The sequence below is a fragment of the Brevibacterium sp. BDJS002 genome (assembly GCF_028201555.1).
GTDB lineage: Bacteria > Actinomycetota > Actinomycetes > Actinomycetales > Brevibacteriaceae > Brevibacterium > Brevibacterium aurantiacum.
In genome coordinates this window covers 1736730-1760593 of record NZ_CP116392.1, presented here as the reverse complement: position 1 = coordinate 1760593, position 23864 = coordinate 1736730, and the positions used below count along the sequence as shown (strand labels likewise).

The following is a 23864-nucleotide window of genomic DNA, read 5'->3' as shown; positions in this document are numbered from 1 at the left end:
TCTGTCACGCTTGAGTCATGAATTCTTTCCCCGCCACCGGAGCGATCGTCATCCTCATCCTGGCGATCATCATCAGCGTCGCCCTCGGCTTCCTCCTCGGACGCGCACACACGCGTTCCCGCTATATTGAGCGACTTACGAGAGCGGAGACCACGTCTCGGATTCTCACGAACAGGACGGAGGATTTGGAGGCTGATGCACAGATGGCCGGCGAGATCACTGCGGCCATCGGCCCCCTGGCTGCAAGCGTCAATCACCTGCAGGAGAACCTTCAGTCCCAGGACCGGACGCAGTTGGAACAGATTACGCGACTCAACACGCAGATCGGGCACCTGAGCCAACAGAACCTCAGACTGCAGGAGTCCACCGGTTCACTGGCCAGCGCGCTGAATTCGACGACTCAGCGTGGAGACTGGGGCGAGGTCCAGCTCAAACGCATCGTCGAATATGCCGGCCTCCTCCCCCATGTGGATTTCGAGACCCAAGTCAGCAGCGTGCGTGACGGCAAACGCCATCGCCCTGACATGACCGTGAATCTGCCCGGCGGCGGAACGATCATCATCGATGCCAAGACACCACTGTCAGCACGCATGGGTGACGCTGATGCCAGCGATGAGGATCATGCTCGCGCACTGCTGCGCCACATCGATGCTCTGGCTTCGAAGGAGTATTGGAAGTCTTTCGACACTGCTCCGGACTTCGTCGTCTGCTTCGTCCCCACGGACGGGCTGCTCTCCTCGGCGGCGTCCACATATCCGAAGATGATCGATCATGCTCTCGGGAAGAACGTCGTGCTCGCCTCCCCCGCCACGCTGCTGGTTCTGCTCAAGACCGTGGCACTCAATTGGCGGCAGGCTGACATGAGCACCTCCGCAGCCGAGGTACTCAAGCTCGGCACCGAACTCTACGAACGCATAGGCACTCTGGTCACCCACGTGACACGGATGGGCTCAAGTCTCGACCGGTCGGTTGAGGACTACAACCGATTCGTCTCATCGCTGGAATCGCGGTTCCTCGTCACCGCCCGAAAGTTTCCGAGCACGGGAATCGTCGCCACCGAACTCGATGCAGTTGCTGAACTCGACTCACGCAGCCGTGGAGTCAGCGCTGAAGAACTCACACGGCCACGCATCTCGGGACAGGATCCATTCGCGACACAGGATCCCACTGATCTGAGACGCCGCCATACTGGCACGGACTAGATCAGGCAGCGATCAGATCAGGTCGTGATCCCGGTCGGCGCCATCGCGTTTGTTCGATGTCTTCTTACCGGCGGCCTTGAGGTCCTTGCGCAGTTCGCGCGGCAGGGAGAACATGATGTCCTCCTCCGCCGTGACGATTTCTTCGACCGAGCCGAAGCCGTACTCTGCCAGCAGTTTGAGGAGATCCTGGACCAGTCCCTCCGGGACGCTCGCTCCTGAGGTCACGCCGACAGTTGCGACATCATGGAACCAGGTTTCGTCGACCTCACGAGCGAAATCGATGCGATGCGCGTCCTTGGCCCCGTGCTCCAGCGCAACTTCGACCAGACGCACGGAATTCGACGAGTTGGCTGAGCCGACTACAAGAACCAGATCGGACTGTGGGGCGATCTTCTTCACGGCCACCTGTCGGTTCGACGTGGCATAGCAGATGTCGTCGCTTGGAGGGTCCTGCAGGTGCGGGAACCGTTCCCGCAGGATGTTGACCGTTTCCATCGTCTCGTCGACACTCAACGTCGTCTGTGACAGCCAGACCAGGCTCTCTGCATCGTCGATCTGGACGGTCTTGGCTTCCTCAGGGTTCTGGATCAACGTGATGTCGTCGGGAGCCTCTCCCATCGTGCCTTCGACCTCTTCGTGACCTGCGTGGCCGACTAGCAGAATGCGGTAACCGTCACGGGCGAAACGGACTGCCTCGCGGTGGACCTTCGTCACCAAGGGGCAGGTGGCATCGATCGTCGACAGTTCGCGAGCGGCCGCCTCGGCGTGGACGGCAGGAGAGACACCGTGTGCAGAGAATACGAGGCGGGCGCCTTCGGGAACTTCGTCGGTTTCGTTGACGAATACGGCGCCGCGTTCGGAGAGGGTGTCGACCACATGGCGGTTATGCACAATCTCCTTGCGCACATAGACCGGAGCACCATAGTGCTCGAGTGCGCGCTCGACGGCGATCACTGCGCGGTCAACACCGGCACAGTATCCGCGCGGGGCGGCCAGAAGCACCTTCTGGTCGGCGCCTTCAGGCGTCCGAATGTCTTCCGGAGCGAGGCGTTTGCGCGGAATGGTGGGCATGGGTACAGATACGGCAGTCACAAGCACAGTTTAGGCCGGGGACCTGAACAACGGCTACAAAGGTGAAGCAACCCACAACAAGCCTGCAACCCGGGGTGTTCCTGCGCGGCGCTGATTCGTCATGTCACCACCGTTCGTTAGGGTGGTGGATTGGAAGGGGAGACAACATGGCGCAACGAATTTCCGGCACTCCCGGGACTCTCGGCGAAACGGTCGACGCTCAGGAGCTGCCTGCGACTGCGGGAGAGACGACGGCGGAGAACCCGTGGCCCTTGAGTCTGCTCTCAAGCAAGATGAAGTCCTATATCGACCGCATGTCCAGCGTGTGGATCGAGGGCCAGGTCGTCGAGCTCAACCACCGCGGCAAGGCCAGTTATCTGACACTGCGTGACACCGACGTCGAGACGTCGCTGCCGGTTCAGATCTGGAAGAACGTCCTCGAACGCACTGGCGCGCCACTGTCCGAAGGCAGCCACGTCGTCGCCAACCTCAAGGCCGATTTCTGGACGAAGACCGGTCGTTTGACGATGCGGGCAAATGACATCCGAGCCGTTGGCCTCGGTGAGCTCCTGGCCCGGCTTGAGCGGCTGAAGAAGCAGCTTGGAGCAGAAGGTCTGTTCGACCCCAACCGGAAGAAACGCCTGCCATTCCTGCCCAACCGGATCGGTCTGATCACCGGCAGGGACTCAGATGCTCAGAAAGACGTCGTTCAAAACGTCCATCTGCGTTGGCCGGCCGCCGAGTTCGAAATTCGCAACTGCGCCGTCCAAGGTCCCGATGCCGTACCCGGCGTGATGAAGAATCTGGCCGAGCTCGACGCTGATCCGCAGATCGACATCATCGTCATCGCACGCGGCGGTGGAAGCATGGAAGATCTGTTGCCGTTCTCCAACGAGGCCCTGGTCCGAGCCGTGTCTGAGGCTAAGACTCCCGTCGTCTCGGCCATCGGCCACGAAGCCGATCGTCCGATCCTCGATGAAGTCGCCGACCTGCGCGCATCGACTCCCACCGATGCCGCCAAACGCATCGTGCCCGATGTGGCCGAGGAAGCGATGAACCTGCTGCGTGCTCGCGCGGAACTCGATGCCGCCGTCAACCGCATCATCGACCGGGAGCAGGAAATGCTCACCGCCGTCCGATCGCGTCCGGTGCTGGCCGAGCCGCAGACTATGGTGACCGCGCACGAAGAGCAGCTGCGACTGGTCCGTCGACGCAGCCTGCAGGCGACGACGACGCGCGTCATGCAGGGGCAGACCGAAATCAACCACCTGCGTTCACAGGCACGCTCGCTCTCCCCGCTGCGGACGCTCGAACGCGGCTACGCCGTCGTTCAAAGCGATGACGGCCAAGCCATCAGAGACTCGAACGAGGTCAAAGCCGGCGACGGCGTCCATGTCCGTGTCGCTCACGGCCGCTTCGATGCCGCGGTCACCGCCGTACAGGAAAGCACCGACAGCAGTCAGGCAACCGAATAGTGAAGGTGCCTGGGCCCATCACCGTCGATCACACGCACCAACACAAACAATCGCACTAAGGACGCAATCATGACAGAGCCAGCAGCCCAGCAGAACCAGTCCGACATCGCCTCGCTCAGCTATGAACAGGCACGTGAGGAACTCGTCGGAATCGTCAAACGACTCGAAGCCGGAAATCTTCCACTGGAAGATTCGCTGAGTCTGTGGGAGCGCGGCGAAGCCCTGGCCGACCGCTGCCAAGGATGGCTCGATGGGGCACGCGAACGCCTCGACAAAGCGCGCGAAGAATCCTCAGACGACGAGGGCTGAGGCTCACTTCAGCTGTTCGGCGACCTGCTGTGCGAAGGCGTTGATGGTGTCGGGGGGCGCGATGGCGGTGATGACGACGAACGTGTCGCCCTTGCCTGTGACCCAGTATTCCTTGGCATCCTCAGTCCGATAGATCTGGAAGTCAGAGCCGCCGACGGTCACCGTCTCAGCAGCAATCGCATCGTCGACTTGGTTCTCGGCCCAATTCTCGGTGGCCTTGGCCTGCTCGATGCTCACCCATTGCTGTTCAGTGCCGACGAAGGACATGTACCAGGAGGTGCGGTCGGATTCGTCCACACGGTCCAAGCTCGCCTCGTTCGAGGTCCACCCGCTCGGGATTTCAGGCACGATGAGATCGAAGTCGGCGCTGTCCTGGGACTGCTCCGCAATCGTCTGGTAGTCGACCACACGCTGGGAGTCGACCTCTGGCTGAGGGGCGATCAGCAGAACCACTGCGACGACTGCCAGGCAGGCGAAGATCGCAATGATCATATTGACCCAGTTCGAGTTCTTCCGCAGGAAGCGCATCTCTTCCCTTGACCCCGGGAGCATCACTCCGGACTCGTCAGCCATTGGCACTCCCTCGGGACCGGCATCCGTGCGTGTCACGGGCGCCTGCGTTCCCACAGTGTTGGTATCAGATTGGGCGTTCACATCGCCATTGTCCTCGGGGATGGCTCCAAGGGCCAATCCTGGGCGGGCTTTCATGATGGCGGCCACAGTCACGGCGCGAAATCGTCCCGATGTCGGCGCCGAACGTGTGGGGTGGCACAATTGGACTTATGAGTGACTCCAATGAATCTGCTGACGTGAAATCTCATCATGACCGAGGCCGAGTGGATGCCGAGGCTCCTCCCGTCGCTGTGACGGATGCCTGGTCCCAGAAAGCACAGGTCGGAGCCGACGCTCCCGACCGCAACCTCGCCCTCGAACTCGTCAGAGTCACCGAGGCCGCCGCTATCGCAGCCGCTCCTTGGGTGGGCCGCGGCGACAAGATCGCCGCCGACGGTGCCGCTGTCGCCGCAATGCGCAACGTCATCTCGACCGTCCGCATGGCCGGACGAGTCGTCATCGGCGAAGGTGAGAAGGACGAAGCGCCGATGCTCTTCAACGGTGAACAGGTCGGCGACGGCGGAGGCCCCCACTGCGATGTGGCCGTCGATCCGATCGACGGCACCCGTCTGACCGCGCTGGGGATGCCCAACGCCATTTCGGTCATGGCAGTCACCGAAGACGGTGCCATGTACGACCCGTCGGCTGTCTTCTACATGGAGAAGCTCGTCACTGGTCCTGCTGCCGCCGATGCCGTCGACCTGCGCCTGCCTGTGGCAGAGAACATCCGCCGCGTCGCCAAGGGCAAAGGCACGAATGATCCAGCTTCTGTGACCGTGATGATCCTCGATCGTCCGCGCCACCAGACGATGATCGACGAGATCCGAGCCGCAGGCGCGCGCATCCAGCTCATCACCGATGGTGATGTCGCCGGCGCCATCGCCGCCTGCCGTCCCGGTACCGGTGTCGACATGCTGATGGGAATCGGCGGCACCCCCGAGGGCATCATCACCGCCTGCGCGATCAAGGCTCTGGGCGGAGTCATCCAGGGCCGCCTGTGGCCACAGGACGATTCCGAGCGTGAGGCTGCGGCTGCAGCCGGGCTCGACGTCGACAAGGTACTCAACACCGATGACCTCGTCACCGGTGATAACAGCTACTTCGTGGCCACTGGCATCACCAACGGCGATCTGCTCGACGGTGTGAAGTTCGACGGCGGGCACGTCACCACTCACTCGCTGGTCATGCGCTCGAAGTCGGGAACCGTGCGTTCGGTCTTCGCCGAGCATCAGGCAGCGAAGACCCACTCGTACGTGGAGGCCGCCGAGGAGGCAGCCCGCCGCGGACTCATCTGAGCCCACCCTCTGATATCCACCCCGGTCACTGTCGAATACGGACACCACCGATTCGATCCCTGGCCTGACAACCGGAAGTGAGGATCTCACTGATGCCGAACGAGGCATGGAACCGACTGCTCGAAGGCAACCATCGCTTCGTCGATGACGTCCCGCAGCACCCCAATCAGGACACCGCTCGGCGTGAGGCACTGTCGAACAACCAAATGCCGTTCGTCACCCTCTTCGGCTGTTCGGATTCTCGAGTCGCAGCGGAGATGATCTTCGACGTCGGCCTCGGCGATATGTTCGTCGTGCGCAATGCCGGACAGGTCGTCGATCCTGTGACCCTCGGTTCCCTCGAGTATGGGGTCGAGATTCTCGGCACTCCCCTACTTGTCGTGCTCGGTCACGACAACTGCGGCGCGGTGACGGCGGCGTACAACTCCTACGACTCCGGAGAGACTCCCCCCGGCTTCATCTCCGACGTCGTAGCCCGGATCCTGCCCACAGTGGCCAGGGCCCGCAAACACAATCGCACAACCGTCAATGAGACGGTCGCGCAGAACACCATGGACACCGTCGAGAAGATCATGCAGCTCTCTGCCATCATCTCCCGCGCAGTCGAAGAAGGCCGCCTCATCATCGTCGGCCTGACTTACCAGCTGCATGACGGCCGGACAACGGTCGTCGCGCAGCACGGCGGCGACGAAGACGCGGTCTCGACCCACTTCGCTTGACCACGGCCGCATCTGCGGCCGACTAACAATGACGAACACCCCAGACACCTTGTCGGAAAGGACAACTATGAGCGAAGAATTTCGCATCGAACACGACACCATGGGAGAAGTGAAAGTTCCCAAAGATGCCCTGTACAGCGCACAGACACAGCGCGCCGTGCAGAACTTCCCGATCTCCGGCAAGACCCTGGAATCGGCGCACATCGCTGCTTTGGCCCAGGTGAAGAAGGCAGCCGCTAAGGCCAACCTGGAACTCGGAGTCCTCGATGCTGACCGGGCCGGAGCGATCCAGAAAGCCGCCGAGGCGGTCATCGCCGGCGAATACGACGCCCACTTCCCCATCGATGTGTTCCAGACCGGTTCGGGAACATCGTCGAACATGAACACCAACGAGGTTCTTGCCTCCCTGGCGACGAAGGCCCTGGAATCCCAGGACATCGACGTTCATCCCAATGACCACGTCAACGCATCGCAGTCCTCGAATGACGTGTTCCCCACCTCGGTGCACGTCGCCGTGACCAAGGCACTGGTCAACTCGCTGATCCCGGCGATGGAGACCTTGGCGACCTCGCTGGAGAAGAAGGCGAAGGAATTCGCCCAGATCGTCAAGTCGGGCCGCACCCACCTCATGGATGCCACCCCGGTGACGCTGGGACAGGAATTCGGCGGCTATGCTGCTCAGGTCCGCTACGGAATCGAGCGCATCGAGGCGTCACTGCCACGTGTGGCAGAGGTTCCTCAGGGCGGAACTGCCGTCGGCACCGGCATCAACACACCTGCCGGATTCTCCGCTCGCGTCGTCGAGATCCTCGCCGAAGAGACCGGCCTTCCCATCACGGAAGCACGCAACCACTTCGAAGCTCAGGCCAACCGCGACGGACTCATCGAAGCCTCGGGGCAGCTGCGCACCATTGCCTACGGCTACATGAAGATCTGCAACGATCTGCGGTGGATGGGATCGGGACCGAACACCGGCCTCGGCGAGATCGCCATCCCCGACCTGCAGCCCGGTTCCTCGATCATGCCCGGCAAGGTCAACCCGGTCATCTGCGAAGCCACAATCCAGGTCGCAGCCCAGGTCATCGGCAACGACACCACCGTTGCGCTGTCGTCGACAAACGGCGCCTTCGAGCTCAACGTCGGCATTCCCGTCATGGCGTCGAACCTGCTCGAGTCCATTCGACTGCTCGCGAACTCCTCGACCGTGATGGCCGAGAAGATGATCGATGGGCTCCAGGCCAATGAGGAGCGCGCCCGCTTCCTCGCCGAGGCGAGCCCCTCCATTGTGACTCCGTTGAATAAGGTCATCGGCTACGAATCGGCGGCGAAGATCGCCAAGCACGCCGTGGCCAACAAGATGACTGTCAAGGAAGCCACCATGGATCTCGGCTTCGTCTCCGACGGCTCCATCACCGAGGCTGACCTCGACAAAGCACTCGACGTCACCACGATGATCGGCGACTACAAGTAAGTCACGCAGACTGCTAGTAAGCCACACAGACTCCGAATAGGCCACACGGCAGATACGTCGCGCAACACAGGGGCCGGTTGCCAGGACATCACATCCTGGCAACCGGCCCCTCGCGTTCACCTCATCGAGCGCACACCGCAGCGTCGAGAGCAGACCCCCTGAACTCGCCCATCGACGCTGCGGTCGCCCATCGACGCTGGAGTCGGCTGTCGACGGCGTCGTCGCCTCTCGAGTCGCCGGTGCGCGCGGCGCACTGCGCAGGCTAGGAGCGGAAGGGATCGAACTCCTCGAGCACATCGGTGACGAGGGCTGCGATCTCGAGCGCTCCGACCTGGTCAGGGTGACATGGGCGAAGAGGTCATGGCCCTTGAGCTTCTCGATCACCGCTGCGACGCCGTCATGTCGACCCACTCGAAGATTGTCTCGCTGAGCCACATCGTGGGTCAGCACAACCTTCGAATTCATGCCGATGCGTGAGAGCACGGTCAGCAGCACATTGCGTTCCAGCGACTGTGCCTCGTCGACGATGACAAACGCATCATGCAAGGACCGGCCGCGGATGTGGGTGAGCGGCAGAACTTCGAGCAAGTCACGGTTCATCACCTCTTCGAGGACGTTCTTACTGACCAGAGCCCCGAGTGTGTCGAAGACCGCTTCTGCCCACGGGTTCATCTTCTCGCCCTCGCTGCCGGGCAGGAACCCGAGGCTCTGGCCGCCTACGGCATAGATCGGGCGGAAGACCATGATCTTCGAATGCTTGCCTTCTTCGAGGACCTTCTGCAGGCCCGCCATGAGCGCGAGTGCGGACTTCCCCGTTCCGGCTCGACCTCCCAAAGACACGATTCCCAGCGCATCGTCGAGGAGCATGTCGATGGCTACTCGCTGCTCGGCGGAGCGGCCATGGACGCCGAAGATGTCACGATCACCGCGCACCAGCGACACCCGCTTGCCCGAGCGGACACGGCCGAGTGCGGAGCCACGAGGTGAGGTGATGACGACGCCGGTGTTGACGACTTCATCGGAGACCGCCTGGGTGGTTGCCCACCCTTCTTCGTAGAACTGCGACATCTCGGCCTCGTCGAGTGACAGTTCGCTCATCCCAGTGAACCCGGAGTCGGTGGCCAGCTCCGCCAGATACTCCTCGGCGTGCAGCCCGAGGGCCGAGGCCTTCACACGCATCGGCACATCCTTCGTGACCACGACGACGTCCTGGCCTTCAGCGGCCAGATTCCGGGCCACGGCGAGGATACGAGTGTCGTTCTCCGAACGATCGAAGCCGATCGGCATCGTCGATGCATCGACGTGATTGAGTTCGACTCGCAATGTGCCGCCGGCATCGCCGACAGGGATCGGCTCATCGAGCCGGTCGAACTCGGACCGGAAGTCATCGAGGATGTGCAGAGCCTTGCGGGCGGTGAAACCGAGTTCTGGATGGTTGCGTTTGGCTTCCAGCTCGGAGACGACGACAAGCGGAATGACGAGATGGTGTTCTGCGAATCTCAACAGTGCCCCCGGATCGGAGAGCAGCACCGAGGTGTCGAGAACGTAAGTGTGGGTATGTGCGGTCATGAGGACCCCTGTGGCGTGAGTACCGCCGAGATCCGAGTCTTGACATCCCCCTGATCTCGGGTTGGTGTCGACCAACTACTGCCAACCTATCCCCGAATCGATGCCGACTGAGTGACGGCACGCGTGTTCGGGAGAGTCGTGGGCGTGAACTTCGTATGAACCGAGGTGAGCCCGAGACCTATTTTCCGAAGCGGCGCTGGCGCAGTCCATAGTCGCGGACCGCACGCAGGAAGTCGGTGCGACGGAAGTCGGGCCAGTACGCCTCGCAGAAATAGAACTCCGAGTAGGCGCTCTGCCACATGAGGAACCCGGACAAGCGCTGCTCACCGGAGGAACGGATGATGAGGTCGGGGTCCGGTTGCCCCTTGGTGTAGAGGTGTTCGCTGATCTGCTGCGGTGAGAGTTCGGAGATGATCGTCTCCAGGTCCGTACCCTCATCCGTGCGCAGGCGCAGCAGGGACTTCACCGCGTTGACGATCTCCTGCCGTCCGCCGTAGCCGACGGCGACGTTGACGCGCATCTGGCAGTCCCCCGCCGAGGTGGCTGCCTCCAGACGTGCTCGCAGGCCCGGTGGCAGGATCTCCAGGTCCCCGACCAACTGCACCCCCACGCCTTTGAGGGCTGCGATCTTCTCGACCAGATCGGAGATGATCTCGATGAGGACCTCGACCTCCTCGGCGGATCTGGCGAGGTTCTCCTTGGACAGGACGTAGAGCGTGACGATGTCGACGTCGATCTCGTCGCACCAGCCGAGGAACTCGACGATCTTCTCTGCTCCGGCCCGGTGCCCGTCGGCGGTGGTGGCACCGAATTCCTTCGCCCAGCGCCTGTTGCCGTCGGTGATGACACCGACGTGCCTGGGCACGGGTACAGATTTGTCCAGCTCGCGCAGGAGCCGCCGCTCATAGAGACGGTAGAGCAGGCTCACCGGTCGCGCCACACTGTCCTCTTTCACACTCGAATTCCGGTCGGTTCGACCACCTTACACAGTACTATCCCGAACGGCTTCGCGTCGTCGGAGCCTCCGCCTGGGGTTCCGTTGCACGATCCCTCAGCTGAGGTCGATATCCTGGAACCATGAACGCTCCAGTCACTGAACCATCTTCACTCGGCTCCGAAGGTCAGAGGTCGGTCGACTCCACATCCTCAGCGGAGTCGCGGTCCGGCTACCCTGAGCGCATTGCCCGCAGGCGCTCCGCTCTCCGCCGTGAGTTGGACAAGTTGGCCGGTCAGGTCAAACCCAGGCTGCGTGGTTGGTTCCACGCCGCAGCTTTTCCATTGGCGCTGGTCGGCGGCCTGGCTCTGGTCATCATCTCCCCCACCATCGAGTCGCGGATCGCCGCCGCGATCTTCGCCATCACCGGGATGCTGCTCTTCGGAACTTCCGCTGTCTACCATCGGGGACGGTGGCGCACTCGGGCTCGACTGATCCTGCGCCGACTCGACCACGCGAACATCTTCCTCATCACCGCGGGCACCTATACGCCCCTGGCGGTGCTGACCCTGAGCACAGACCAGACGGTCCTGCTCCTGTCCGTCCTCTGGGGCGCGGCCATTCTGGGGGCAGCCTTCAGAACCATCTTCACAACCGCGCCGAGGTGGCTCTTCGTTCCCATCTATGTGGGCTTCGGCGTCGCCGGAGTCGGCTACATTCCCCAGATCTGGGCGAGCAATCCCGCGGTGGGAATCCTCGTCGTGGCAGGCGGAGTCTGCTACGTCGTCGGTGCCGTGATCTACGGAATCAAAAAGCCCAATCCCTCACCGAAGTGGCTCGGCTTCCACGAGATCTTCCACATCCTCACGATCGCCGGCTACGGCTGCCATCTTGCCGCACTCCTTGTCGCCGCGGTGGCCGCCTACTAGGCACCTGCTGATGGCTGGGCTCGTACTCAGCTGAAGGGCTTGTGCTGCTCTGGTTCGCTCTGCCCGGCGTCGCCGTGCTCAGTCTCCGAATTCTCGGCCTCGGCCGTCGACGACTTCTCATCCGGCTCCGGTGCAGACTCGCCGGAGAGCTTCGACTGGTTGGGCACTGCGTGCTTGCGCATCGGGATCGGATACGCATCATCGGCATGGGCGCGTGCGCGCACACGCCGAACTCGTTTGAGCGCGTCACGAATGAGGAAGATCACGAAGATGACGATCACCAAAGTCGACAGGAAGCCGATCGTGCCGGGAGTCACCAGGTCGGGATCGGGAGCTCCGCTGGGGGTCGCGTCCTGCGCTGCAGCCAGAATCATGCACTCTCACCTGTCGCTTCGTCGTAGTCGTCTTCGTCTGGTGATGCAGGAAGCATGCCCTCTGCCGGCACCCTGCGGCCATTATCCATGGTAACCGAAGCGAAGAGGTCCGTCTCCTGAAAATCAACGCCGGGAGTCAGAGGCGTCCGGCCGGTGTTGTCGACAGCCAGTTCGAACTCCTCCGTCGGCCAATAGGTCCGCGCGGCTTTGCGTGAGGCGGAGAAGAACCCGCCCTCCGGGTCGATCTGTGTGGCGTGGGAGAGAAGAGCACGATCACGTGAGGGGAAGAACTCTGCGCAGTCGATCGTCGTGCTCAACCAGTTGACCCGCTGGGCATCGCGCTTCTTGAAGTCCTCGATGTGGTCGGCGAAGGGCGACTCGAGACCTGCCTCGGTCATCTTCTCGTGGATGGTCACCCACTTCCTCGCGGACAGATCCTGATTGAAGTAGACCTTCTCAAGCTGCCAGGGTTCGCCGAGCTCCGGATTCTTCTCCGGGTCGGCTGCGGCCGCCACAGCCGCCATCGTCACGGCATGGTTCTTGATGTGATCGGGGTGAGGGTACCCGCCCAGCTCGTCGTAGGTCGTCACAACCTGAGGGCGGAAGCTGCGGATGATGTGCACCAGGGGCAGCATGGCCACCTCGTCGGGGACACGGTAGAAGCAACCGGGAGGCGTCCGGTTGTCGAAGTCACCATCGGGCAGTCCTGAATCGACGTGTCCGACCCACACATGCTCGGCGCCCAGAGCCGCTGCGGCCGTGGCCATCTCCTCGCGACGCAGGCCCGCGATATCACGGCTGGCCTTCGGGCTCTGCAGCAGTGCAGGGTTGAGGATGTCGCCGGCTTCACCACCTGTCATGCTGGCGATGAGGACTCGAGCTCCGAGTGCCGCATACTTCGCACTCGTCGCCGCACCTTTCGAGGATTCGTCGTCAGGATGAGCATGAACCGTCAGCAGACGCAGTCCATGGTACGGAAGCGAAGTCATGTTTGGTGTGTCCCTTTCGATTCAGCCTGGTGACGTTCCGTTTCCTGCGCAATGGCTGAAATGATCGCAGGAGACGGATCGACTACTCTAGATTAGTGCGCAATGTTCGTAGATGAGGAATTCAATGACTGAGATAACAGTGGAAAAGCCACTGCATGATGATCGATACGGTCGCGCTCGCGCCCCCAAACGGCGTTTGGGCAAGACGGCCAAGCTCATCGCTGCTGTCATCGTCTCTGCCATGATCGTCGCGATTGGTTTTGTGGCGTTCCGCCCGCAGACTACACCCACGACTCCCAAGACGCTTGGCTATTCCGTTGTCGACTCTTCGTTAACACGGGTCTCTGTGGCAGTATTTCCTGATCAGGATCGGGATGTTCACTGCATCGTGCAGGCGACGAACGACTTCGAAGCCATCGTCGGGTTCACCGAGGTCAGCATCCCGGCCGATCCCGCCGCCGACCCCAACTCGCCCAGACAGATCGACATCGATCTGGCCACGACACAGTTCGCGTCGTCCGGACACGCCGACGCCTGCTGGTTCGAATAGCAAGTTCTGCACGCTTCTCGTGGGGCACGAAACGCCTCGCATCCGTCACGAACACAGCGCCCACAACGGCTTTAAGCGCGCGTGACGGAGATCATCGTTTTCGCGTGCAGATGCGCTAGACTGTAGTTTCATTCAACATCCGGGCGTACCCAACGCCCGGTTTTTCGTTGCCTGACGCGCCTGTCAGTGCACCGAGCCGAAGAAGGAGAAGTCATGACCGAGGATGTCACCCAGGAAGAAACATGGTTGACTCAGGAAGCCTTCGACCGCCTGTCGCAGGAACTTGAACACCTCTCCGGACCGGGACGTGCAGAGATTGCTGAGAAGATCGAAGCCGCCCGCGACGAGGGTGACTTGAAGGAGAACGGCGGCTACCACGCGGCGCGCGAGGAGCAGGGCAAGCAGGAGGCACGCATTCGCCAGCTCGAGCTGCTCCTGCAGTCCGCGAAGGTCGGGTCCAGCGACAGCGATGGCAAAACCGTATCCCCCGGTTCCGTCGTCACCGCTAAGGTGGCCGGGAACGACATGCGGTTCCTGCTGGGCAGCCGTGAGATCGCCGGCGATTCGGATATCGACGTGTTTTCGGAGAAGTCCCCACTGGGCGCCGCGGTGCTCGGTGTCGCCGTCGGAGGAAAGACCAGCTACGAAGCTCCCAACGGCAAGGAGATCAAGGTCGAGGTCAAGGGCATCGAGCCTTTCTCCAGCTGATCGAAGGCCCCCGAACGGGTGCACCCACCAAGCAGAATGAAGCAGTGGGCGGGTGATGATCACCCGCCCACTGCTTCATTCATTGTGCTGCTGCTTCATTCATTGTGCTGATCCACTGGATCAGACCCGCTCAGTCGGTCCGGCTGTCGCCCTTCGTCGAGTCACCGTCAGATTCCTCGATTGCAGCCTCGTGGACAGCGGTATCGAGCTTGTCCTTTGCCCGTTCGAGGACGGCTGCGGCCTCATCGCCTTCACCATCGGAGGCACTGTTCGGGTTCTTGGCGCGGACGATGTAGGTCACCACCGTATTGAGGACGGCGACCAGAGGAACAGCGAACAGCGCGCCGACGATGCCGAACAGGAAGCCACCGGCGGTCACGGCGAGGATGACTGCCAACGGGTGGACGGACACGGCCTTGCCCATGAGGAACGGCTGCAGGATCTGGCTTTCGATCTGCTGCACGGCGAGGACCACGCCCAGCATGATCAGGGCACTGACCGGGCCGGTTGAGACCAGGGCCACCAGCACCGCTACGACGCCCGAGGCGATCGCACCGACGACGGGGACGAACGACGCCAGGAAGACGAGTACCGTCATCGGAATGACCAACGGTATCCCGAGGAACGCCGCACCGATGCCGATGCCGATGGCGTCGACGCCGGCCACGAGGACCTGTACACGCACGTACTGGACGAGGGTGGTCCAGCCACGCTCCGAAGCTCCGGTGGCGACGGGCTGAGCCGGCAGCGGCAGCAGACGCATGGCCCAGCGGAAGATCTTCTCTCCGTCATAGAGGAAGAAGAAGGTCGCGAACAGGCACACGGCGGCACCGGTGAGGAAGGTGCCGACAGATGACGTCGCCTGCCACGCTCCGCCGAGGAGCTGTGAGCTGTTGTTCTGGAAGAAGTTCGTGGCCGCGGCGAGTGAATCATCGATATAACGGGTGACCGTCGACGCGTCCAGACCGAAGGGTCTGCTGGCCAACCAGTCGCTGATGCCGGCGAATCCTGTGATCACCTGATCGACGAGGTCTGGCATGCCAGAGTAGATCTGCTGTCCGACCAGAGTGAAGAGTCCCGAGACGACGACGATGAACCCGATGAAGGCGATGAGGGCGGCGGCGACGCGGGGCAGCCCTTTCTTCACCATCCAGTTGGTGAACGGTGCCAGGAGGGCTGTGAGCAGGAGGGCGATGAGCGCAGGCAGAACGACGCTCGAGATCTTCGCCAGCAGCCAGAACGCGACGCCGATGGCAACGAGCACGACGAGCGAACGCCACGACCAAGCGGCTGCGAGCTTGAGGCCCGGTGCCACATAGGGAACAGCTTCGGCTTCGATACGGCTGTGCGCGATCTCCTCGGCGCTGACGTCCTGAACACGCGAGGCGGGTTCAGAAGGTTTGGATCGGCCATCGTTTCGGCCCTTGCGGAACGCTTCCCAGGCCCCACGGAACCGATTCGGGGATTGCTGCTTCTCATTGTCAGACATGACTCAACAATAGTTGTTGGGAAGCTCGGACAAGTGCAATGATGACGGTTAAAGGAGGGAATTTCGTGGGAAAACGCATGCTGTACACCTTGGCCACCATGACGGGGACGGTTGTAGGTGTCGGCGCGTCGGCCGTTGGTCTCCTCCGCCACCAGGCGGGCGCGCTTCGCAAAGCGTTCGACGACGACGCCCAGCGCGCGTATTCCCCCTTCGCCGAGGCGGTCGCTCCTCCACGCAACTACGACGACGAGGACTCAGCCGCACTGGCGATCATCGGCGACTCATGGCTCTGTGGAATCGATGTTGACGACCCGACGCTGGCTCCTCCTAACCTCATCGCCCGGGGGCTTGGCCGCATCCTGGGCACCACCGTTCGCGTCCAATCAACCGCGCGTCCCTCAGCTCTGTCCGAAGACCTGCCGCGGCAAGTCGATGAGATCCTGCGTTCCGCCTGGCTCTCGCGCCAGCTCTCCGATTCGTGGACCGAACAGCGTCGGTTCGCGATCATCTCCATCGGTACCGGTGACATCATCCACCCGATTCACGGCACCATCGGCATTCCCGTGCTCAACCAGGCGATCAATCGACTCCAGAGAGAGGGCAGGTACACGGTCTTCGTCTTGGTCTGCCCCAACCTCGGCGGCCTTCCGGGCCTGCGGGATCCCCTCAAGACCTCTTTGCGAAGGACCTCCCGGGTTCTCGCCGGCTCGCAGTGGCTGGCGGCGCTGGCTGCCCGCGCCACTCCGTTGCGAGCCACTGGTTCGCTGAGTGGGACCACACGCAGATCACTGCTCAGCGAGTCCGGGCGGTTCCCCAGCACTTTGGGCTATGCCCAGTTGTCCTCGACCGTTCTCGCCGCGATCGCCGATCGCGTCGAGGCCCCCATCGAGGTCGATCGCAGCCTCGACATCCCGGAGAAGGGCGAGGGCGCACGCAGGCCGGTCCCTGCACCGGAGTCGGAGTCGGGACCTGAGGCAGACGCCGATCCTGTCCCCGAAGCTGAGGCAGCCTCGTGATCCCTGTCGTCCTGGCTTCACAGTCCCCTTCCCGCCGAGAGATCCTCGCGGCTTCGGGAATCGATCCGATCATCATCGTCTCCGAGGTCGACGAGTCCGCCATCGAGTCACGTTTTGCGGGTTCCGTCGCGGATCTCACCATGGCCCTGTCCGCGGCGAAGGCGCGTGCCGTCGTCGACCGTGTGCTCGCCTCCCCTCCTGCGCAGTTGGCAACCGCGGATACCGCAGTGATCATTGCCGGGGACTCCCTGCTCGAACATGAGGGCGAAGCGATCGGCAAGCCCGGAACAGCCGAACGCACACGTGAGGTCTGGGCGGACATAGCAGGGGCGTGGACCGAGCTGCACTCGGGACACACGCTCGCCGTGCTCAGACGTGCGAACTCGTCGACGGCGAACTCGTCGACGGCGAACTCGTCGACGGCGAACTCGTCGACGGCAAACTCGTCGACGGCGAGCTTCGAGCTCGTCGACATCCGCTCGAAGCGATCAACGACCTCGGTGCTCATCGGCGAGCCCACTCCTGAGGAGCTCGAGGCGTACATCGCGACCGAGGAGCCCTTCCACGTAGCCGGTGCACTGACCATCGACGGTTACGGAGGAGCGTTCGTCCAACGCCTTGCAGGCGACCATCTCACCGTCCTCGGCCTCAGCCTCCCCGTGATCCGTGATCTGGTCCGCGACTCGGACCTGTTCTGGCCCGATCTGTGGTCACCACGCGAGTAGAATCGCTGAGGGCAGACGGACACGCCCGAAGCCTTTGAAGTTTTCGGCCGAAGTTTTTATCTCTGACCTACAAACGCTTGGTGTCGATCTCTAAATTGTTCTGTGATCATACAAAGGAGCGCCATGACCACAGTTCTCCCCGAACAGTCGACTGCACCATTGCACACCCGCGTCCCCACAGCTGCTGTGCGCCGCGTCCTCATCGCCAATCGCGGTGAGATCGCACTGCGCATCATTCGGGCGGCCCACGACCTCGGTGTCAAAGCCATCGCCGTCTACACCCGAGCGGACTCGGACGCTGATTTCGTGCATCTGGCCGACGACGCCTGGCTCCTCGACGGAGCCGGCCCCGGGGAGACCTACCTCGACATCGACAAGATCCTCGCCCTGGCCAAACGCTCCGGTGCCGATGCAATCCACCCCGGCTACGGATATCTGGCCGAGAACGCCCTGTTCGCTCAGGACGTGATCGATGCCGGTCTGACCTGGATCGGTCCTCCCCCGTCGGCGATCGAGCTCCTGGGTGACAAGTCCGGTGCTCGTGAGGTCGCCGAGGCTGTGTCTGCTCCGGTCGCTCCCGGCTCCGACGGAGCCGTCGCAGATCTGACAGAGGCCGCCGAGGTCGCCCACAGGATCGGCTATCCGGTCGTCATCAAGGCTGTCCACGGCGGCGGCGGACGCGGATTTCGCGCCTGCGCCGCAGCCGAGGACCTCGAGACCGCCTACACCGCCGCCACCCGTGAGGCGCTCAGCGCCTTCGGGCGCGGCGAATGCCTCATTGAGAAGCAGATCGTGCGCCCGCGCCACATCGAGACCCAGTGCCTGGCCGATGCCCACGGCAACGTGCAGGTCCTCTCCACCCGCGACTGCACCCTGCAACGCCGAAATCAGAAGATCGTCGAGGAGGCGCCAGCGCCGTTCCTCACCCCCGATCAGGAGCGACTCGTCACCGTGGCCTCCATCCGCGTTCTCGCCAAGGTCGGCTACGTCGGGGCGGCCACCTGCGAATATCTCCTGGGCACCGACGGCACGATCATCTTCATGGAGGCCAACGCGCGGATCCAGGTCGAGCACACGGTGACAGAAGAGGTCACGGGCGTCGACCTCGTCGCCTGGCAGCTGCGCATCGCCTCGGGAGAACACCTTCCCGACGCATTCCCGCAGGTTCGCGGTCACTCGATCCAGTTCCGGATCAATGCCGAAGACCCCACGACGTATTTCCCCGCCACGGGTACGGTGAAGAACCACCGGGCTCCGGCCGGGCCGGGCGTGCGCCTTGACTCGGGCATCGGCGAAGGCAGCGTCGTCGGCACGGACTTCGATCCGATGCTGGCCAAGCTCATCATCACCGGGGCCGACAGGAACCAGGCTCTGGCACGAGCTCGACGGGCCTTGGATGAGTACCGAATCGAGGGCGTATCGACCCTGCTTCCCCTCCATCGCGTGCTCGTCGCGCAGAAGGCCTTCGCCCAGGACTTCGAGGTCTGGACCAATTGGCTCGAAACCACCTTCGTCAACCCACTTGCCGACCCGCAACCAGGAGATCAGATGAGCACAGCAGCCGATAGTTTCAGTGTTGTGGTTGAGGTCGATGGCCGCCGGATGACCGTCTCGGTTCCCAAAGACGTCATCTCCGACCTCGGGCATGTCCCGAGCCCGAGTGTGCCGCGCCGCAAGCGCAGCCTCAGCCGCAAGGGCGCTCAGCTGGCCGACGACTCGAACTCGCTCAACGCACCCATGCAGGGCACGATCGTGTCAGTCTCCGTAGCAGCCGGTGACACTGTCGAAGCCGGTGACACCCTGGCCGTGATCGAGGCGATGAAGATGGAGCAGCCACTTAAGGCCGGTCATTCCGGCACCGTCTCCGAGGTGCTCGTCGATTCCGGTGTCTCGGTGAGGTCAGGCGAGCCGATCATCCGCTTCGCCGCCTGAGACCGTTTCGCGGCTCGGGACCGCTTCAGGCCAGCAGATCCCTGATCTGAACCTCGATGTAGTCCGACTCGGCGTCGTTTCCGGGGCAGTCCAGTGCTGATCTGAAGGCACGTTCGGCCTGTTCGGGCTTGCCCACTTCCCTCAGGGTGAGGGCGTGCGCGATGTGAAAAGGTCGGTAGTCGGCCAGTCCCGGATCCGCTGCCAGCTCTTCGAGCGCGTTGAGCCCGTCCTCGGGTCCCTTCGCCTTGCCCACGGCCACCGCTCGATTGAGCGCCACCACGGGGCCGGGTTCCAGTCTGGAGAGGATGCCGTAGAGGACGAGGATCTGGTTCCAGTCGGTCTCCGAATAGGTGACGGCCTCGGCATGGAGCGCCGCAATCGTTGCCTGCACTGTGTAGGGCCCTGCTTCGGGCTCACCCGCGGCAGTCTGAGCCAGGCTCAGCCCCTCAGCGATGAGCCGCGAATCCCACAACCCGCGATCCTGCTCGGCCAGTGGCACAGGCAATCCGGCTGGGTCCGTTCGCGCCCCGGCTCGTGAACCGGTGAGCAGCAGGAGTGAGAGCAGGCCCCTGGCCTCGGTCTCCTGCGGCAGCAGCCTCACGAGCAGTCTCGCCAGTGTGATTGCCTCCTGCTGCAGATCGGTTCGACTGTGTGTGGTTCCGGTCGTCGGTACAAAGCCTTGGGTGAAGATGAGATAGACAACTCGCAGCACTCCGGGAAGGCGCTCGCGCAGCTGGTCCGCTGTGGGCCTGCCGAAGGGAATTCCTGTAGTGGTGATCCGCTTCTTGGCCCTCACGATCCGCTGCTGCATCGTCGTCGTGTCCACGAGGAACACTGCTGCCACTTCGGCGGTGCTCAGACCGGCCAGAAAACGCAGGATGAGGGCGATCTTCTCCCGTTCCTTCAACGTCGGGTGCGAGCAGGTGAAGAACAGTCCCAGCCGCTCGTCGGGGATATTCGCTGTGCTCAGCTCCTCGTCGAGGTCAGCCGAGTGTGCACGATGATCGCCCTCGTCGACCTCGGATTCGATTCTGAGTGCGGCAAGTCGACGTGCTTTCACCGCATCGGATCGGATGATGTCGAGGGCTCGATTCTTCGCAGCCGTCATCAGCCAGGCCTGCGGATTCTGCGGCACACCTCGTCGGGTCCACGTTTCCAGGGCGCGCACCATCGCCTCTTGCAGAACGTCCTCGGCCAAGTCCAGATCGTGAAAGCGTGTGGCCAACCCTGCCAACAGCCGCCCACGGTCCTCGACACCGATGGTGTGGAGGACCTGGGCGACTGCCGAGGAGTCGGCGTGATCTGCCGAGGCCATCAGTAGTCGGCGAGCGGCTGAATTTCGATGTGACCGAGGGAGGATCCTGGGCTCTTCTCTGCCCAGGCAATCGCCTCGTCGATGTCGGCGACCTCGATGATGTAGCTTCCGCCGACGAATTCCCCGCTTTCGGCGAAAGGACCCGACGTCACCACCGTCTCTGCGTCTCGGGTGCTCACGCGCACCCCGGTCTCGGGACCTTCGAGGGCGAATCCGCCGACGACGATCCCCGCCGCATTGATCTCCTCGTCGAAGGCCATGAACTCACTGGGGTCGGGCCCCTCATCGGTACCGCAATCGGCATCGGCGGCATTTCCCATGAGCAGAAGTACGTACTTCACTTCTCTCTCCTTACCTCGAATGTGCGCCAGCGGGAGCTGAGCACGTCAGGCGAAGGTGCCTGACACCATACTCACGGTTGGGGGTTCCCGATATCGACAGTTCGGAGAGAGAAACTTTTCTACAGGTGTCGGTGCAGTTGGCGGGAGGCCTCGGTCAGGGAGCCGCTCACGGACGGATAGACGACGAACGAGGCTGAAAGCTGATCGACTGTCAGACGGTTCTCCACGGCCATGGTGATCGGCAGAATGAGTTCACTGGCACGAGGACCGACGACGACTCCGCCGAGAATCGAACCCGAACCTCGGCGAGCGAAGAGCTTGACGAACCCGTCCTTGATGCCCAGCATCTTCGCACGAGGATTCGTGTCCAGAGGCAGCATCACCGTATCGATGTCGGTCGAATTCTCCCGGTAGTCGGACTGGGTGAAGCCGACGGTCGCAATCTCCGGTGCGGTGAACACGTTCGATGCGACGTGGCGAATCTTCAGCGGCTGCACTGCGTCGCCGAGGGCATGGAACATCGCAATCCGGCCCTGCATGGCCGCGACGGATGCCAGCGGAAGCACACCGGTGCAGTCTCCTGCGGCGTATACCCCGGAGCGGGACGTGCGCGAGACGCCGTCGACCTTGATATGGCCGGACTCGCTGACCTTGACCTTGGCAGCGCTCAGCCCCAGGTCCTCGGTGTTCGGGATCGAACCGACCGCCATCAGGCAGTGCGAGCCTTCCACTCGTCGCCCATCAGACAGTGTCACCTCGACACCGTTGTCTGTGCGCTTGACCGAATCGGCTCGCGACCGAGACAGGACGTTCATGCCCTTGTTGCGGAAGACGTATTCCAACACGTCGGCAGCGTCCTCGTCCTGGCCAGGCAGTACCTTCTCACGAGAGGAGACCAGTGTGACCTTCGTACCCAGCGCACGGTAGGCCGAGGCGAATTCGGCACCGGTGACACCGGATCCGACGACGATGAGGTGCTCTGGCAGCTCATCGAGGTCGTAGAGCTGGGTCCAGGTGAGGATCCGTTCTGCATCCGGCTTGGCCGAATCGAGTTCACGAGGGTGGGAGCCCACCGACAGCAGGATCGTCGAGGCTTCGAGCGTGTATTCGGTGCCGCCCTCTTCGACGACTGCGACGTGGTCACGATCGGCCAGGGTTGCGGTGCCCTGAATCACCTTGACTCCGGCTCGCACCAGGGCTTGGTAGATGTCGTTAGCCTGCGCGTCGGCCAGGGACAGGATGCGCTTGTTGACGGCTTTGAGGTCCGCGATGACCGTGTCGCCGTCGTCGCCCTCGCTGTCGTAGATGCGGATGCCCAGACTCTCGGACCGGGCGATCTCCTCCATCATCTCCGCTGTGGCGATGAGTGATTTGGAGGGGACGACGTCGGTGAGGACGGCGGCCCCACCACAGCGGTTGCGCTCGATGAGCATCACGTCCGCGCCCAATTGTGCGGCAACCAGTGCGGCTTCATATCCGCCAGGGCCACCGCCGATGATGACGACTCGATCTGCAGTGGGTTCAAATTCAGTGTTCACAGAACAATTCTCTCAAATAGCGGACGGCGGGGCGAATGGACACTTCGGATCGAACAACACCGAGACGAGCCGAACATCGGCGACCGATCGCGGCACCTCGGAGTTCACCTCAGAGTTCGTCGAGAACCTCGGCGGTATCCCGGTGGAGCGCGGACAGGCGCAGGTAGGACTGTGCGTTCTGGCGCACCTTCTCCACACCGTCGTCCGTCATCTCCCGGCGCACCTTGGCCGGGACGCCTGCGACCAAAGAACGAGGCGGGATCTCTGTGCCCTCGAGGACGATTGCCCCCGCGGCGACGAGCGATTCGGTTCCCACGTGGGCGTCGTTGAGAACGGTGGCGTGCATGCCGATGAGGACATCGTCGTCGACGATCGCTCCATGGATGAGGGCCTGGTGGCCGATGGATACTCGGGAGCCGATGACGACCGGTTTCCCCTCATCGGTGTGCATGACGGTGTTGTCCTGGACGTTCGAGTCCTCGCCGATGGTGATCGGAGCGGCCTCGGCACGGAGCACGCAGCCATAGAAGACGCTGGCGCCCTTGAGCACCCTGACGTCCCCGACGAGGGTGGCGCCGGCGGCGATGAAAGCACCCGGATCGACCTGTGGGGTGTGACCGCCGACCGAGATGATGCGTGCGTGGGAAAGGTTGTCCGTTGTCATGAGTCCTCCATTGGTTCACGGTGCGATTCGGTTCTCTTAGGCGACTGAGTCCGACCCCGTACGGATCGTCTGCTCCTTCGGATCCTCTCACCGAGGTGACCAGTCGTTTCATCGTCAGTCTAGCCGCGAACGTGGGCCACTTCAGAGCTGGGTCGCAACAGAATCCGATCGTGTGCTGGTGAGCGCTGGCGGGACAGTTCAGTCGCATATTGGACGAATTTGCGTCCAGAGCCCCATAGCAGGACAATGAACAAAATATTTGTCAGAAATTTCACACTGCATTACCCTTGTGTGCCCAAAACGGTTATGTGAACCTTGGGTAAGAGAGTTGCGCGCCTGGAACTTGGGTGTCGTACACCGCGTTCACTTAATTCGTCGAAAGGTCACCATGGATTGGCGACATCGTGCAGCATGCCTCAATGAGGATCCGGAACTGTTCTTCCCGATTGGAAACACCGGACCCGCCCTGCTCCAGATCGAAGAGGCTAAGACTGTATGCCGCCGCTGTGAAGTAGTCGAGACCTGCCTGCAGTGGGCTCTGGAATCCGGTCAGGATGCCGGTGTCTGGGGCGGTCTCAGTGAAGACGAGCGTCGCGCGCTCAAGCGTCGCGCCGCACGTGCCCGCCGCGCCGGCTGA

General features: G+C 62.6%; 23 protein-coding genes and 1 pseudogene. 13 read left to right on the top strand and 11 right to left on the bottom strand.

The window, feature by feature from the left end:
• Positions 1-17: 17 nt before the first annotated feature.
• Positions 18-1202 carry a DNA recombination protein RmuC gene (locus PGC08_RS08140; RefSeq protein ID WP_009883713.1) on the top strand — a complete coding sequence of 395 codons (1185 nt, stop codon included), beginning with the start codon at positions 18-20 and terminating at the stop codon, positions 1200-1202.
• Positions 1203-1214: 12 nt separating this feature from the next.
• Here PGC08_RS08140 and PGC08_RS08135 read toward each other — a convergent pair whose 3' ends face one another.
• Positions 1215-2273: a 4-hydroxy-3-methylbut-2-enyl diphosphate reductase gene (locus PGC08_RS08135; RefSeq protein WP_009883712.1), complete on the bottom strand. Its 1059-nt coding sequence runs from the start codon at positions 2271-2273 to the stop codon at positions 1215-1217.
• 167 nt (positions 2274-2440) lie between these two features.
• Here PGC08_RS08135 and xseA point away from each other — a divergent pair, with 167 nt between their 5' ends.
• Both xseA and PGC08_RS08125 read left to right on the top strand, forming a co-directional pair.
• A complete protein-coding gene (gene xseA / locus PGC08_RS08130; RefSeq protein WP_009883711.1) occupies positions 2441-3748 on the top strand; it encodes an exodeoxyribonuclease VII large subunit in 1308 nt (435 codons plus the stop codon).
• A gap of 69 nt (positions 3749-3817) precedes the next feature.
• Positions 3818-4057, top strand: a complete 240-nt coding sequence (locus PGC08_RS08125) for an exodeoxyribonuclease VII small subunit (RefSeq protein WP_009883710.1) — start codon at positions 3818-3820, stop codon at positions 4055-4057.
• 3 nt (positions 4058-4060) lie between these two features.
• On the opposite strand, the gene PGC08_RS08120 is transcribed toward PGC08_RS08125, so the two are convergent.
• Positions 4061-4630, bottom strand: coding sequence for a DUF4245 domain-containing protein (locus tag PGC08_RS08120; RefSeq protein ID WP_271709926.1), 570 nt, complete (start codon positions 4628-4630; stop codon positions 4061-4063).
• A 209-nt stretch (positions 4631-4839) separates the two neighbouring features.
• Between PGC08_RS08120 and glpX the strand changes: the two genes are divergently transcribed.
• The 3 genes from glpX (at position 4840) to PGC08_RS08105 (ending at position 8154) form a co-directional block, all read left to right on the top strand.
• The gene (glpX, locus tag PGC08_RS08115; RefSeq protein WP_009883708.1) at positions 4840-5964 is read left to right on the top strand and encodes a class II fructose-bisphosphatase; all 1125 of its coding nucleotides are present in this window, start codon (positions 4840-4842) and stop codon (positions 5962-5964) included.
• Positions 5965-6056: 92 nt separating this feature from the next.
• Positions 6057-6683 (top strand): carbonic anhydrase, encoded by a 627-nt coding sequence (locus PGC08_RS08110; RefSeq protein WP_101583128.1) that lies wholly within the window; start codon positions 6057-6059, stop codon positions 6681-6683.
• A 67-nt stretch (positions 6684-6750) separates the two neighbouring features.
• Positions 6751-8154 carry a class II fumarate hydratase gene (locus PGC08_RS08105; protein WP_271709925.1) on the top strand — a complete coding sequence of 468 codons (1404 nt, stop codon included), beginning with the start codon at positions 6751-6753 and terminating at the stop codon, positions 8152-8154.
• 262 nt (positions 8155-8416) lie between these two features.
• Here PGC08_RS08105 and PGC08_RS08100 read toward each other — a convergent pair.
• Positions 8417-9723 (bottom strand): annotated as a pseudogene (locus PGC08_RS08100) (PhoH family protein).
• A 178-nt stretch (positions 9724-9901) separates the two neighbouring features.
• The gene (locus PGC08_RS08095) at positions 9902-10663 is read right to left on the bottom strand and encodes an isoprenyl transferase (RefSeq protein WP_271710053.1); all 762 of its coding nucleotides are present in this window, start codon (positions 10661-10663) and stop codon (positions 9902-9904) included.
• Positions 10664-10800: 137 nt separating this feature from the next.
• Here PGC08_RS08095 and trhA point away from each other — a divergent pair, with 137 nt between their 5' ends.
• The gene (gene trhA, locus PGC08_RS08090) at positions 10801-11586 is read left to right on the top strand and encodes a PAQR family membrane homeostasis protein TrhA (protein WP_271709924.1); all 786 of its coding nucleotides are present in this window, start codon (positions 10801-10803) and stop codon (positions 11584-11586) included.
• Between the two features lie 26 nt (positions 11587-11612).
• Here the strand turns inward: trhA and PGC08_RS08085 are convergent, their stop codons facing one another.
• Together PGC08_RS08085 and mca are read right to left on the bottom strand one after the other, a co-directional pair.
• Positions 11613-11960: a hypothetical protein gene (locus PGC08_RS08085; protein WP_009884668.1), complete on the bottom strand. Its 348-nt coding sequence runs from the start codon at positions 11958-11960 to the stop codon at positions 11613-11615.
• Positions 11957-12949: a mycothiol conjugate amidase Mca gene (gene mca, locus PGC08_RS08080; protein ID WP_009884669.1), complete on the bottom strand. Its 993-nt coding sequence runs from the start codon at positions 12947-12949 to the stop codon at positions 11957-11959. Before mca ends, PGC08_RS08085 begins: the two co-directional genes overlap by 4 nt.
• Positions 12950-13073: 124 nt before the next feature.
• Here mca and PGC08_RS08075 point away from each other — a divergent pair, with 124 nt between their 5' ends.
• Together PGC08_RS08075 and greA are read left to right on the top strand one after the other, a co-directional pair.
• Complete coding sequence (locus tag PGC08_RS08075; RefSeq protein ID WP_271709923.1) at positions 13074-13499, top strand: DUF4307 domain-containing protein; 426 nt, start codon at positions 13074-13076, stop codon at positions 13497-13499.
• A 213-nt stretch (positions 13500-13712) separates the two neighbouring features.
• Positions 13713-14207 carry a transcription elongation factor GreA gene (gene greA / locus PGC08_RS08070; RefSeq protein WP_009884671.1) on the top strand — a complete coding sequence of 165 codons (495 nt, stop codon included), beginning with the start codon at positions 13713-13715 and terminating at the stop codon, positions 14205-14207.
• A gap of 130 nt (positions 14208-14337) precedes the next feature.
• Here greA and PGC08_RS08065 read toward each other — a convergent pair whose 3' ends face one another.
• The gene (locus PGC08_RS08065; RefSeq protein WP_271709922.1) at positions 14338-15696 is read right to left on the bottom strand and encodes an AI-2E family transporter; all 1359 of its coding nucleotides are present in this window, start codon (positions 15694-15696) and stop codon (positions 14338-14340) included.
• Positions 15697-15761: 65 nt separating this feature from the next.
• Here PGC08_RS08065 and PGC08_RS08060 point away from each other — a divergent pair, with 65 nt between their 5' ends.
• The 3 genes from PGC08_RS08060 to PGC08_RS08050 all read left to right on the top strand — a co-directional run bounded on the left by PGC08_RS08060 (position 15762) and on the right by PGC08_RS08050 (position 19369).
• Positions 15762-16712: an SGNH/GDSL hydrolase family protein gene (locus PGC08_RS08060; protein ID WP_271709921.1), complete on the top strand. Its 951-nt coding sequence runs from the start codon at positions 15762-15764 to the stop codon at positions 16710-16712.
• Positions 16709-17437, top strand: coding sequence for a Maf family protein (locus tag PGC08_RS08055; protein WP_271709920.1), 729 nt, complete (start codon positions 16709-16711; stop codon positions 17435-17437). The genes PGC08_RS08060 and PGC08_RS08055 overlap by 4 nt, the downstream gene beginning before the upstream one ends.
• A gap of 123 nt (positions 17438-17560) precedes the next feature.
• Complete coding sequence (locus PGC08_RS08050) at positions 17561-19369, top strand: acetyl/propionyl/methylcrotonyl-CoA carboxylase subunit alpha (RefSeq protein WP_271709919.1); 1809 nt, start codon at positions 17561-17563, stop codon at positions 19367-19369.
• Between the two features lie 25 nt (positions 19370-19394).
• On the opposite strand, the gene PGC08_RS08045 is transcribed toward PGC08_RS08050, so the two are convergent.
• The 4 genes from PGC08_RS08045 to PGC08_RS08030 form a co-directional block, all read right to left on the bottom strand.
• Complete coding sequence (locus tag PGC08_RS08045) at positions 19395-20684, bottom strand: RNA polymerase sigma factor (protein ID WP_069599915.1); 1290 nt, start codon at positions 20682-20684, stop codon at positions 19395-19397.
• Positions 20684-21025 carry a YciI family protein gene (locus PGC08_RS08040; RefSeq protein ID WP_271709918.1) on the bottom strand — a complete coding sequence of 114 codons (342 nt, stop codon included), beginning with the start codon at positions 21023-21025 and terminating at the stop codon, positions 20684-20686. Before PGC08_RS08040 ends, PGC08_RS08045 begins: the two co-directional genes overlap by 1 nt.
• A 119-nt stretch (positions 21026-21144) precedes the next feature.
• Positions 21145-22563 (bottom strand): NAD(P)H-quinone dehydrogenase, encoded by a 1419-nt coding sequence (locus PGC08_RS08035; protein WP_009884678.1) that lies wholly within the window; start codon positions 22561-22563, stop codon positions 21145-21147.
• Between the two features lie 109 nt (positions 22564-22672).
• Entirely contained in the window at positions 22673-23227 is a 555-nt protein-coding gene (locus PGC08_RS08030; RefSeq protein ID WP_009884679.1) for a gamma carbonic anhydrase family protein, read from the bottom strand.
• A gap of 388 nt (positions 23228-23615) precedes the next feature.
• Here PGC08_RS08030 and PGC08_RS08025 point away from each other — a divergent pair, with 388 nt between their 5' ends.
• Positions 23616-23864, top strand: a complete 249-nt coding sequence (locus PGC08_RS08025) for a WhiB family transcriptional regulator (protein ID WP_009884680.1) — start codon at positions 23616-23618, stop codon at positions 23862-23864.